General features: G+C 35.4%; 16 protein-coding genes and 1 other RNA gene. 4 read left to right on the top strand and 13 right to left on the bottom strand.

Annotated features, from left to right (window positions below; all coding sequences use genetic code 11):
- Positions 1 to 109: 109 nt before the first annotated feature.
- The 7 genes from RTP99_RS01525 to RTP99_RS01495 all read right to left on the bottom strand — a co-directional run bounded on the left by RTP99_RS01525 (position 110) and on the right by RTP99_RS01495 (position 4262).
- Positions 110 to 292: a DUF3921 family protein gene (locus RTP99_RS01525; RefSeq protein WP_000376892.1), complete on the bottom strand. Its 183-nt coding sequence runs from the start codon at positions 290 to 292 to the stop codon at positions 110 to 112.
- A gap of 61 nt (positions 293 to 353) precedes the next feature.
- The gene (locus RTP99_RS01520) at positions 354 to 1493 is read right to left on the bottom strand and encodes a THUMP domain-containing class I SAM-dependent RNA methyltransferase (RefSeq protein WP_000521235.1); all 1140 of its coding nucleotides are present in this window, start codon (positions 1491 to 1493) and stop codon (positions 354 to 356) included.
- Between the two features lie 180 nt (positions 1494 to 1673).
- Positions 1674 to 2064, bottom strand: an RNA gene (gene rnpB, locus RTP99_RS01515) — RNase P RNA component class B.
- 87 nt (positions 2065 to 2151) lie between these two features.
- Positions 2152 to 2487 (bottom strand): cell division regulator GpsB, encoded by a 336-nt coding sequence (gpsB, locus tag RTP99_RS01510; RefSeq protein ID WP_000622429.1) that lies wholly within the window; start codon positions 2485 to 2487, stop codon positions 2152 to 2154.
- A 97-nt stretch (positions 2488 to 2584) separates the two neighbouring features.
- Complete coding sequence (locus RTP99_RS01505) at positions 2585 to 3139, bottom strand: SLOG family protein (RefSeq protein ID WP_000862921.1); 555 nt, start codon at positions 3137 to 3139, stop codon at positions 2585 to 2587.
- Between the two features lie 56 nt (positions 3140 to 3195).
- Positions 3196 to 3615 carry a CotD family spore coat protein gene (locus tag RTP99_RS01500; RefSeq protein WP_000546263.1) on the bottom strand — a complete coding sequence of 140 codons (420 nt, stop codon included), beginning with the start codon at positions 3613 to 3615 and terminating at the stop codon, positions 3196 to 3198.
- Between the two features lie 155 nt (positions 3616 to 3770).
- Complete coding sequence (locus tag RTP99_RS01495; RefSeq protein WP_000487709.1) at positions 3771 to 4262, bottom strand: YppG family protein; 492 nt, start codon at positions 4260 to 4262, stop codon at positions 3771 to 3773.
- 177 nt (positions 4263 to 4439) lie between these two features.
- On the opposite strand from RTP99_RS01495, the gene RTP99_RS01490 reads away from it, so the two are divergent.
- Entirely contained in the window at positions 4440 to 4631 is a 192-nt protein-coding gene (locus tag RTP99_RS01490) for a YppF family protein (RefSeq protein ID WP_000242661.1), read from the top strand.
- Between the two features lie 24 nt (positions 4632 to 4655).
- Here the strand turns inward: RTP99_RS01490 and RTP99_RS01485 are convergent, their stop codons facing one another.
- Both RTP99_RS01485 and RTP99_RS01480 read right to left on the bottom strand, forming a co-directional pair.
- Entirely contained in the window at positions 4656 to 5000 is a 345-nt protein-coding gene (locus tag RTP99_RS01485) for a YppE family protein (RefSeq protein WP_000872959.1), read from the bottom strand.
- 15 nt (positions 5001 to 5015) lie between these two features.
- Positions 5016 to 5258 carry a hypothetical protein gene (locus RTP99_RS01480; RefSeq protein ID WP_001252039.1) on the bottom strand — a complete coding sequence of 81 codons (243 nt, stop codon included), beginning with the start codon at positions 5256 to 5258 and terminating at the stop codon, positions 5016 to 5018.
- An 85-nt stretch (positions 5259 to 5343) separates the two neighbouring features.
- On the opposite strand from RTP99_RS01480, the gene RTP99_RS01475 reads away from it, so the two are divergent.
- Positions 5344 to 5520 (top strand): hypothetical protein, encoded by a 177-nt coding sequence (locus tag RTP99_RS01475; protein WP_001982922.1) that lies wholly within the window; start codon positions 5344 to 5346, stop codon positions 5518 to 5520.
- A 123-nt stretch (positions 5521 to 5643) separates the two neighbouring features.
- Here RTP99_RS01475 and RTP99_RS01470 read toward each other — a convergent pair whose 3' ends face one another.
- Positions 5644 to 6669, bottom strand: coding sequence for a DUF2515 domain-containing protein (locus RTP99_RS01470; RefSeq protein ID WP_041184744.1), 1026 nt, complete (start codon positions 6667 to 6669; stop codon positions 5644 to 5646).
- 103 nt (positions 6670 to 6772) lie between these two features.
- Here RTP99_RS01470 and recU point away from each other — a divergent pair, with 103 nt between their 5' ends.
- Both recU and RTP99_RS01460 read left to right on the top strand, forming a co-directional pair.
- On the top strand, positions 6773 to 7375 hold the full coding sequence (gene recU, locus RTP99_RS01465; protein WP_000155593.1) for a Holliday junction resolvase RecU: 603 nt from the start codon (positions 6773 to 6775) through the stop codon (positions 7373 to 7375).
- 65 nt (positions 7376 to 7440) lie between these two features.
- Complete coding sequence (locus tag RTP99_RS01460) at positions 7441 to 10158, top strand: PBP1A family penicillin-binding protein (RefSeq protein WP_001283131.1); 2718 nt, start codon at positions 7441 to 7443, stop codon at positions 10156 to 10158.
- Between the two features lie 23 nt (positions 10159 to 10181).
- On the opposite strand, the gene RTP99_RS01455 is transcribed toward RTP99_RS01460, so the two are convergent.
- Genes RTP99_RS01455 through dnaD form a run of 3 tightly spaced genes read right to left on the bottom strand, consistent with a single transcriptional unit; the run spans position 10182 to position 12074 of the window.
- Positions 10182 to 10700 carry a YpoC family protein gene (locus RTP99_RS01455; protein ID WP_014893171.1) on the bottom strand — a complete coding sequence of 173 codons (519 nt, stop codon included), beginning with the start codon at positions 10698 to 10700 and terminating at the stop codon, positions 10182 to 10184.
- A 3-nt stretch (positions 10701 to 10703) separates the two neighbouring features.
- On the bottom strand, positions 10704 to 11351 hold the full coding sequence (gene nth / locus RTP99_RS01450) for an endonuclease III (protein WP_000933028.1): 648 nt from the start codon (positions 11349 to 11351) through the stop codon (positions 10704 to 10706).
- A 15-nt stretch (positions 11352 to 11366) separates the two neighbouring features.
- Positions 11367 to 12074 (bottom strand): DNA replication protein DnaD, encoded by a 708-nt coding sequence (dnaD, locus tag RTP99_RS01445; protein ID WP_000728540.1) that lies wholly within the window; start codon positions 12072 to 12074, stop codon positions 11367 to 11369.
- Positions 12075 to 12174: the final 100 nt, after the last annotated feature.

Below are 12174 nucleotides of genomic sequence, written 5' to 3'. Positions count from 1 at the left end.
ATAAAAGATATAGCAACTGCTACTCATATGTGCGCAGCCACTTTCCCCTGTTGCAATACATGGAAATACACGAAAAAAAATTTTCCTTTCGAAAAAGGAAAATTTTCGTCTATATTAATGACTTTAAATACCGTTTATCTATCGCTGTTTCATGCGAAAGAGCTAACAAATATTCTTCTTGTGCTTTTTGTATTTCATCTACAATCGCACCTTGGTTATCCACTTCTTTTCCGAGCTCATCATACGTACGGTGAATAGCTTTTTGAATCATTGATAATTGGAAACTATCCATATCAGTTCCTCCTTTACGCATTACATAATAGCCAGTATATGCGCGCTAAAGGAGTTTTATACTATGAATTACGAGGTGGACGTTTTCCGAAGTATTGGTAGTAATCTGTACGGATAAATCCATTAAACAGTTTACGTTTCTTCGATGCATCTTTTCCGTAGCACTTCTCAAATGCTTCGTAACTTGTTAATACATACGTCGACCATGTGTCTAATGGACGGAATACTTGTCCCATTTCTTTATACAGTTGTTCAACAAGTGCTTTTTCACTTAAACGTTCTCCGTATGGAGGATTCGTTACAACATAGCCATAATCCTCTTTTGTTGTGAAATCTTTTACTTGCATTTGTTTAAATGTAATTAAATCACCTAAACCTACTTCTTCTGCATTATCTTGAGCAACACGTATCATACGATGATCAATATCTGATCCAATGATTTGCAATGGTTGATCATAGTTCGCTAAATCTTCTACTTCTTGACGAGCTTCACGCCAGTTTTGTTTACCAACCCAGCCCCACTCATCCGATGCAAAACCACGGTTAAAACCTGGTGCGATATTTTGTCCAATTAATGCTGCTTCAATCGGAATTGTACCTGATCCGCAGAAAGGATCCACGAAAGGACGATCTGGCTTCCAGTTTGTTAATTTAATTAAAGACGCAGCTAATGTTTCTTTTAAAGGAGCTTCCCCTTGATCCACACGATATCCACGTTTATGAAGTCCAACACCGCTCGCATCGATTGTTAATGTTGCGATATCTTTTAACATTGCAATCTCAATACGGAATAACGGGCCATCTTCTTCAAACCAAGTTGTACGTTTATATGTTGTTTTTAATTTTTCAACGACAGCCTTTTTAACGATACGTTGGCAATCCGAAACACTGAATAACTCAGATTTTAAAGATTTACCGATAACAGGGAACTCACCGTTCTCTGGAATATAATCTCCCCAGTTTAATGCTTTCGTTTTCTCAAACAGCTCATCAAATGTTGTCGCTTTAAATTCGCCAACTTTAATTTTCACACGGTCCGCAGTACGTAACCATAAATTCGTGCGACAAATCGCCTTTTCATCTGCTTCAAATGTTACTTTGCTGTTTTCTACTTGGCATTCATAACCTAGATCACGAACTTCTCGGGCAACTAAAGCTTCAATACCCATTGCCGCTGTTGCGATTAAAGTAACTTTTCCCATTTGCATTCACCTCTTATGTATATTCAAACAATAATTAATAGCTATTTCTCCTATTAATTATTACATTTTACGAAGAATTTTCTCATTAACCATTTTAACTCATCATTTATAACTTCATACAAATAAAAAGCCCTCCTCTAACAAAGGAGAGCTGAGTTATTTCATAGTTGGTTCATAACGTTCTGTAAGCCATGTTCTGTTCCTTTGTACTGCAAACGGCCCACGCCTCGTACTCCGGTGGCAATCATCTATCTACAGGTTATACAACCTGTCCTTTCCCATCGTTCATTTCCTTGGAAAAGATTCCCCTACCATTATTTGGGTTTCTCGCTCGTGGGGTTTACCTCGTTCCACTCCTATCATTTCTTCAAGGACTTCGTCACTGTGGCACTTTAAAGGTAGTCAAACCATATCCGAAAGGACTTAGGTTTTTTCCCTGCCGTTAAACCAGCCTTACAGCCAGAATACCCTAGCTTATGAATTGGCTAGGCACGAACACTACAGCCATCTCAGGCCGTGCGAGCATGGACTTTCCTCTACAACGTTGGCGTTGCAGCGATTACCCAAACGTTATGACATCCATTAGTATAGTGGAAACAAAAAGATTTTGCAATGTTTTTTTCTATGTAAAATGCTTTAACCTTTTTATCACCAGAAATTATTCGTATAACTTGCTTCCAAATACAGCTTTTTCTAAATTCGATAGACGTTTTAAAATGTCCGTATTCGTGTTGTTATATACTGGTTGCGCAACTGGTGTTTGTACAGGTTGTTGCGGAACTTGCGTTGCTGCTAGCTTTTGTTCTTCTAGTTCACGCTTTAAACGAGCATTTTGTTGCTTTAATTGCTCAAATTCCTTGTGGAAAGCTTCATAATCTTTAATGATCATATCAAGAAACTTGTCTACTTCTTCTTGTTGATAACCTCTCATACCTGTTTTAAATTCTTTTTCTAAAATATCTTTCGCCGTTAATTTAATTTTATCCGAAATCATTTTCTTCACCTCAAATTTTTGCCAAAACTTTCATTAACTAAATTTTTTCAGAAACAATGCTTTTTGTCAATCATATATACGAGTACTATATTACATATTACTCAGCATTATTCCACTGTTCCTCTTCTATTATATCTTGTAAATCGGAAAAAAGAATGAAATAACTGTGATAATTTTCTATTTCTCCTTTTTTCTTTGCTGCTTCTACAATATATTTAGGACTCCCTGGTTTTTCTTCATCATATACAGCTAAAAGCGCATCACTTTTTTCAATAAAAAATTGATTTTTTAATTTAAATTGCTCTGGGCTTTCGTACTTACGTTTCGTGATACTATCAACATGGTCTGCTTGAGAGAGAATAAACTCGTAATATTCACGGTTATCTTCCTTCCAACCCTCTTCTTGTTCTAAAAATGGAGTAAATACCGCTAATTTTAAATCTGGATATTCTACTTGTATTTCAAAAACAACTTCAGCAGCCCATAATTCTACACCTAACTGGCCACTTATTATAACCCACTCTAAACCATCTTCTACAAAAGCAGTTAATTTACGACGCAACGCCTTTTTTATACATTCTACTCCTGGATGATCATTTTTAAATATTCCAAGTTCAAATGGCTTATATCCTGTTACTGCAATAACTTTCATATCAACACTCCAATTACAAAAAAAGAACTAGCATTTCGCTAGTTCTAACATATCATTTACTTTTTAAATATTCCACCAACGTTTGGTCCAATATTCGGACCTACTGGTGATACATTGTTTGGTAAAAATGGTGATACATTAGGTCCTGGTCCAAACGGTGATACATTCGGCCCTGGTCCAAATGGAGATATTTGATGACCGTGGTGATGATGTCCATGACCACACGGTCCACATCCGCCGAACCCTGGATCGATTGGGTCTACAACATTTACATTTGAGTTTGTTTGTGGGAAGAAGTTTTGGTTTTTAATTTGTTGATGGTGTACATGTGTTGTATGCGTTGGGAAAATGTGTGGCACCACCGTTGTTGAAAAAGAATGTGTTACGCATTGTTTCGTCGGATGAATGACAGGAGCAGTCGTACAAATAGGTCCTGTAGGCTTATGCCCTCCAAAGCAAGGATGACAATGATGCATAGTTTTTTCTCTCCTCTCTCATAAAAAAAATCTGATTACACTTTACAATATGAGAAAAGAGGTTAAGCCGCTTGTTATATATACCCATTTATTCTAAGGAAATTTGTCTAGACCTTTATTTCGTATACAATGTTTTTATAGCCAACCCTCCAAAATTACTTACCAAAAAAACCTCCCACTTGCTTTACAATGCCTGTTACTTGATTCATTGCATTCATCATTTGTCCAGCTGTATTCATCATTTTATTTACATCATAGTTACCATCTGAATTTTTAAATTGGGAAACGAAACTAGAAAATTGACTTGGTTGTTGCTGTTGCTTTTGTTTATTTTGCGTCGGGTACGGTTGTTTTGGTGGATAAAACATCGCTTGTTGATTATAGGGAGATGGCGGTGGCATATAGTATTGTGAATTCATATAAGGTTGCGGTTGGTGATCCATATAAGGCTGTGGTTGTTGGTTCGTATAAGGTTGCTGCGGTTGATTCATAAACGACACTTCAAATGGCTGGTAATAATTTTGATTTCCATAATGAGGCTCGAAAGGATACATATTATAACGTAAATATGTATCCGTATTATATTGGTACATATTTTGCTGTGCATATGGATTAGATTGCTGATATACGTTAGATTGTTGAAACATGCATTCTCTCCTCCTTCACATAAGTTTCTACATATATAATATGTACTTGTAAAATAATTTGTGTGACGGAGTATCTGTCTATTTTTGTCGGAAGTTTAAATTTTTAAAAAATTATAAAAGAAAACCCTTCCATGCTATGATAAAAAAGAAGAAGATTCTCATGGGGGAGGAATCAACATGGTATTAGGGGATTTAAAACAAGCGTTTTCTCAAAAAAAGGGGTATTACACAGAGAATGTAAATGAATTGTTAGACTTTGCGAGACATTGGTATCTCGAAGGAAAAATATGTATTTCAGATTACCGAACATTAATAAAAGAATTAGAGATAAACGGCGCAACAAAGCCTACAACGATGACAGAAGCATAAAAAACAAGAGGGTTTCCCCTCTTGTTACTTACATTGCTCAATTATATTTTGCAAAGTATACGAAATGGCTTGATGCGTTTCAAAGAATCGCTTACCTTTTCCTTTATTTACAAAACATTGCAACACATTTGTTTGTAAATTATCGTACACTTGATCAATTTGCTGTACATGTATATACTTTGGTTTTTCTTCCTTAATCCATTCATAAGCTAATTCTTTCCACACTTTTAATTCCTCATCTACCATATCTACAAACGGTTTCATATCCTTATAAAAATCGTATTCAATCATTTCTCTTTTTTTCACATTTGCTTCATTATTATGTTGCATAAGTTTTTCCGAAGACTGTATTAATGCTTCATACTTCATTTTATTCCCACCTTATTATGCACTCACTACGACGTTTTGAAATGCCTTCACCCAATTCCCTTTTTCTTCGTGATGCACTAATTTATTTTCCATATGCTCAATATGCATTTCTGTTATTTCTATCTTGTTGCATATTTTTTCACTCTTATCCTTTAATGCATGATTCATTCTAATCCCTATATTCATTTCCAGCAAATCGAGAGAACTTAACATTTGATCCATTGTTTTCATTACATCTTCCTTCTGAACCATCGCCATATACAAAACGCCTCCTTCTTTGCTTTTCCTTTGTCATGTAATTTCGCCGAATGATTTCACACTCCTTCTCACATGACAAAACTAGTTGTTATTCGTCAAAGAAATCATTTTGTATGTCATTTATAGAAATGGTAACAATACAAAAAGGAGGTGCATGAAAATGGCAAAGAACAAAAACGAAAAAAAGAAAAAACAAAATAAACAAAATAAACCCGAAACTGGCAACCCAAAATTAGATGGTCCAAACTTCCCTGCTACATAAAGTGAAACTTCTTTAATCTCTTATATTCATTACGTTTTGAGATTAAATGTTTAGCACGCATAGCAGGGTTACTTCACATTAAGAAGTCCCGTCTTCATAAATGAAGACGGGACTTCTTTTTTATTATATCACGAACTCATCTATCCTTTTAACAAAACGATTTACGGTGGAAGCAATATAGATTTGCTCCCTCTTTCTTTTATACCATTCTGTTATATCAACTTCACCCTTATACTCTTCTGGTAAAAATAGTTCATTTATTTCCGTATCTCTACAAAACCAATCTCTCATACTTATTTCATCATGTGCAACAGCAGGATAAACTTCTCTAAGAGCTGGTGTACAAGATTTTCTAGCTTCTCTTACATAACATTCATAATCTGCTCTTGATCCTGTGTGTATCGTTCGCAATGCAAACCTATGGAATAAACTTTTATACTTCCAATGAAATAGTAACGCTGCTAATTTCTTCCCTAGTTCTATACGCTTCTGTAACGTTTCAAATTGATAAACTGAAAAACCATACATCTTCCCTTCAACGGTTGGGAATATAACGGCACTAATATGAAGCATTTCTTGTAATTTAAAAAGTGCTGTATGGAATACATGTTTTTTAAAATATGCATTCTCAATAACTGGTTTTTGAATTTTATTTTGTTCATTTATAATAAGCGCTATCATAAGTCTATTTATATCTTTTTTCTCCCAAAAATATATCCATTCCTTTTCCATAAAAATGGATACGTTAAAATATTGTAACAAATGGAATAGTGGCACCTGCCTCCTCTTACTTTCTTCATATAACAACAGCTGAGGAAATGCATCTAAAAAAATAATCCAATTCGCTTCTTCATAAGTCAAAAATAAATGTTTTTTTACTGTTTGAGGTAAAACAGTAGCATAATACCTCCCTTGTAAATCAGTCATATTCCATCCCGCATTTCTCGAGACCATACTCGCTAAAAAAGCCCACCTAATTTCACTATTTCTTACATAATATTCTTGATAACACTGCGTTCGAGAAATGTTGTCCATATTAGCTATTTCTATTTCCCTCTTCATGTTGTAAACCATTGTTTTTTCTTCCTCTGTACAGACCGTATTTTTACGATATTGTTTAATTTTTTCATAATCATTCCATGTAAACATGAATAAGTCATCATACCTTTCTTCAAAAAGGTCACATCTTTTTTCATTTTTTGTTATAATCACCTTTGTAAGTAATTCTTAGCAAGTTGGGAGTGGACACACTATGACCATTCGTTACCCAAATGGAAAACGGTACAATCAAGCTTCACAACCTCATAAAACACCAATAAAAAAACATACTTATAGTAATAGAGGTATGTCCCTTGAAGAGGAATTGAATGAAACGAATGAATATTACTTAACCCATAATATTGCATGCGTACATAAAAAACCTACACCTCTTCAAATTGTAAAAGTAGATTACCCCGCTCGAAGTGCTGCAGTGGTAAAAGAAGCGTATTTTAAACAACCTTCTACAACAGATTACAACGGTGTATATAAAGGGAAATACATCGATTTTGAAGCGAAAGAAACAAAAAATAAAACGAGTTTTCCACTTCAAAACTTCCACCTTCATCAAATTGAGCATATGAAGCAAGTAATCGCTCATAATGGAATTGCATTTGTTATTATTAAATTTACACTTTTTGATGAACTTTATTTATTAGATGCAAAACATATTATTGCATTTTGGAATCGTCAAAATACTGGTGGACGAAAATCGATTACGAAAGAAGAAATAGTAGAGCATGGATCTTTATTATCATGCGGTTATCACCCTCGGATTGATTATATCCGTGTACTAGACACGGTTTATTTTTCGTGATAGAGTCATCACTAAGGCTCTTTTTTCGACTTTTGGGGAGAGAATGAAAGGTAGGAGAAAGTATAATGTCAGATAATTATCGTTCTCGTACAGAACGAAATCATGTAAAAAATCAAAAGCAAGAAACAAATACAGAGAAAAAACCAAAGAAAAAAGGCTCCTTTTTTAAAAAATTCCTTATAGGTTGTCTACTTCTTGGTATCGTTGGTCTTGTAGCTGGCGTTTCCGCTTTCTTTGTTATGGTGAAGGATGCTCCAAAATTAGACAAATCAAAACTTGTCAATCCTTTATCAACAAAGTTTCTTGATAAAGATGGGAACTTTTTCTATGAATACGGTGCTGAAAAACGAACCCACGTTACGTATGATCAAATTCCAAAAGTAGTTGAAAATGCATTCCTTGCAACTGAGGACTCACGTTTCTATGATCATAATGGAATTGATTTGAAACGAACTACAAAAGCAGTTATGGAAAATGTCACTGGAGGTTTCGGATCTCAAGGTGGTAGTACGATTACACAACAAGTAGTCAAAAACTATTTTCTAACGATGGACAAAACTGCAAAGAGAAAAGTACAAGAATGGTACCTATCTTACAAATTAGAGCAACAATACTCTAAACATGAAATTTTAGAAATGTACTTAAATAAGATTAATTTAGGTAACCGTTCATATGGTATTGCGACAGCAGCGCAAAAATATTATGGTAAAGATTTAAAAGACTTGCAATTACATGAAGCTGCTATGCTCGCTGGTTTACCCCAAGGTCCAAACATTTATGATCCAACCAAAAAGGAAAATGTTGAACGAGCAACAAATCGTCGTAATGTCGTATTGTCATTAATGAATCGACATGGTTATATAACAAAAGAAGAAATGAATAACGCAGTTAAGATCCCAGTAACAGAGGGTCTTCAACCGTCTTCAGAAATAACTGAGATGAAGTATCAAGCATTTTTAGATGCGGTTGTAAAAGAAGTTGAAAAAGAATATCCTGATGTAAATATTGGTTCAGATGGTTTGACGATTCATACAACACTTGATCAAGATGCTCAAGATTATGCTGAAAAAATTATGGATGGCAATCTTATTAAGTATCCGAACGATCAATTCCAAGGATCATTCGTATTTATGGATACACAATCTGGAGAAGTTCGAGCAATTGGGGCTGGGCGCAAAGAAAGTAAGTCTACTTTCAAAGGTCATAATATGGCCACTGATTTAAAACGCCAAGTTGGTTCAACAATGAAACCAATTTTCGACTACGGTCCAGCAATTGAGAATTTACAATGGTCTACATACCATCAATTAAATGACTCAGAATATACGTATTCCGATGGTAAAAAAATACGAAATGCAACAAATAGTTACAAAGGTGACGTTTCACTACGTGAAGCTTTGAAAAAATCATTAAACATTCCGGCTTTAAAGACAGCTCAAGCGGTTGGTCTTCCTAAGTCACAAGCGTTTGCTGAAGGTTTAGGTATGACATTTAAAGACGGCAAAACATATGAATCAACAGCAATTGGTAGTAACGATAGTTCACCATTACAAGTAGCAGGTGCATATGCAGCCTTTGGTAATGGTGGGAACTACAATAAACCGCACTTCGTAAAAGAAGTTATCTTCCCAGATGGGAAAAAGAAAAGTTTTAAACCGAAAGAACAACGTGCGATGCAAGACTACACAGCTTACATGGTGACTGACGTTCTTCGTGACGTCGTAAAACCTGGTTCTGGCGGTACTGGTCCAACAGCATACGTTTCAGGTGTTGATGTTGCCGGTAAAACAGGAACACAAAACTTTGATGCAGACGTTATAAAAGAATATGGTATTCCAGCTGATGCAAACAGAGATAGCTGGTTCGCTGGATATACACCGCAATATACAATGGCAGTATGGACTGGGTACGAAAAAAATGGCCCAGAAAACTACATTAGTGATCGTTATACTAAAATTGCACAGCAAATGTTCCAAGTAATGATGAGCAAATTCGCTACAGATAAAACTCGTTTCGAACGTCCTTCTTCTGTACAAGAATTAAATGGTGAATTGTACTTAAAAGGCGCTAAAAAAGATGCAGTGAAACAAATTAAAGTAGATGCACCTAGTGGTCTTAATGTCACTTTCGATGGCGCTAGCACAGTTACACTAAACTGGTCTGGACCAGCAGAAGTTGATGCGTATGCAGCAAGCTATAAAGCGACTGACGGTTCAAGTGGTAGTTTATCAATAAAAGGTACGACAGCTACTCTTGGTGGTATTAAACCGGGCGTTACTTACAGCTTCTCTGTAGTAGCGAAAAAAGGTACTGGAACAAGCCCAGCAGTTGGAGCATCCTTCACTGCGCCTGGAGGAACTCCAGACGCGAAGAAAGCTGAAGATGAGGCTGCTAAGAAGAAAGCTGAAGAAGAAGCTAAGAAAAAAGCTGAAGAGGAAGCTCAGAAAAAGGCTAATGAAGATAAATTAAAACAAGAAGATGCTAAGAAAAAAGCTGAGGAAGAGCAGCGTAAACAACAAGAGCAACAGCAGCAAGAACAACAACGTAAACAACAAGAAGAAGCTCAAAAGAAAGCTGAAGAGGAAGCTAGAAAAAAAGCTGAAGAAGAAGCTAAAAAACAACAAGAACAACAACATAAACAGCAAGAAGAGGCTCAAAAGAAAGCTGAAGAGGAAGCTAGAAAAAAAGCTGAAGAAGAAGCTAAGAAACAACAAGAACAACAACACAATACCGGTGAAGATACACCACACGCAGACGGAAATGTTGTTACAACAGAGTCTTAATACAAAAAAGAAGTCCTTTTCTCTTAACGAGAAAAGGACTTCTTTTTTGTTATCATTTTCTTTACATATAACTTTTCTATTTCAATATACAACTGCGCTAACTGAATATAAGAATGATAATTATTCGGTTTCTTTATAATGAACGAATAGCGCTCTATAAAATTCACTGGTTGTACTTCCAACATACTCGTGTAATCTTCCATTTCGTTCAAACTATAAACAGGTTGTTCATTTAGCCAATATACAATTGATAACAAATGTGCTGCAAAAAGAATCATTGGGCCTTCAGCTTCTTGCTTATTTCTGTTTCGAAAAAGTGTCGCAATGTCTTCATGCTTACTTTTCCATACATTCAATAATACTGGAATACTATTTTCAATTTCATTCCACGGCTCATATTGTCTTTCCATATCATATATAAAATAAGTATTTTGTATTGTTTCTTCAAAAGACTGTTCTGTATAATACACAATTGAATTTTTACTTTCTTTAAAAAATGGTAAGCATCGAAATTCTTTCGGTATTTCTATCACTCGCTCCATCCTTTATTTCCCCTTCATTCGCTTCTTTCCTTCACGACATACTTCTAGTAAAGGGCACTCCTCACATTGTGGTCGCTGCGCTTTACAGTGATAACGTCCAAAGAAAATCATACGGTGATGTGTGACGCTCCATTCATCCATCGGAATTTTCTTCATTAATGTCTTTTCTACTTCTAACACCGAATCTTTCCATCTACAAATCGCTAACCGTTTACTCACTCTTTCTACATGCGTATCAACAGCAATTGCCGGAATACCAAACGCTACCGAAACAACTACATTTGCTGTTTTTCTCCCTACTCCTGGCAAGTTCGTCAACTCGTCACGGTCTTCTGGAACTTTTCCGTTATAATCATCCAGTAACATCCGGCACAATTTTTGAATGTTTTTTGCTTTATTTCTATACAAACCAATAGAACGTATATCTTGTTGTAATTCTTCTAGCGAAACACTTAAATAATCTTCTGGTGTTTTATATTTTTGAAATAAATTTTTCGTCACTTTATTTACAAGTGCATCTGTACATTGTGCAGATAACGCTACCGCTATTACTAGTTCAAACGGATTATCATGAATTAATTCACAATGTGCTTCTGGATACATATCCGCCATTGTGTCTAAACAATAGCGAATTTGCGTTTTATTTAACATATACTTCCTCCTACATTACTGCTCCAACCAATTATAAAAAGGCACTTTTCCAGTAAATTTCGTCTCTTGTTTTGTCGTTTGCTGCGTTCGTTGTTGATTTGCTCTAAATTTCCGTCCTTGGTTTTGGGCTTGATCTACTGTTTTAATACCATTCTTTTTCCACTCAAATAAAATACGATCAATATATCGGAAATTAAGCTTACCACTCATTACAGCTTCCCTGAGGGCCGCTTGAATTAAATTCGGATGATGTTGATCTTGATCTTCCCACATTCCCAACGTTTCACATTCAAATGGAGAAAGTGGTCTTCCAAATTCTTTTTCAAATACTGTATATAAATTTACTTGCAGTTGCTTTATTTCTTTTTGTTCTTCCTCTATTGATTCATTCATTAAGAAATGCAATATTTTTTCCCATAGCGGTTGTAAAGAATAACTTTCACACATCATCGCTTCTGATTTTTGTCCACCTTCTAGTGATAAAAAACCTTTTTGAATCAATGCCTGAATGACTTCCATACATTTCATTTCGGTAATCGTCATCCGTTCTGAAATCTCTGACGGAGTCGGAAACGAATTGCCCGATTCTAAAAATGTATGTACATGAAGTACAACCATAAATTCCGTTTCATTTAACCCTAATTTTTTATAATGCATCATAAGTAATTTTGGAATTGCAATGCTTCCCTGCTCAAACCACTGTAACATCATTTTCTTTTTCATCACCAAACACCTCGCTCTCTAGTATAACACACCTTTCGCTATTTCTTTTTGCCACAATTCGTCAAAAAAACCTCCCTATTATGTAGGAAGGTTTTTTTGT

Source organism: Bacillus sp. (in: firmicutes) (genome assembly GCF_031983925.1).
In the GTDB taxonomy this organism is placed as follows: domain Bacteria; phylum Bacillota; class Bacilli; order Bacillales; family Bacillaceae_G; genus Bacillus_A; species Bacillus_A pacificus.
This window is presented reverse-complemented; position numbering and strand designations above follow the sequence as displayed.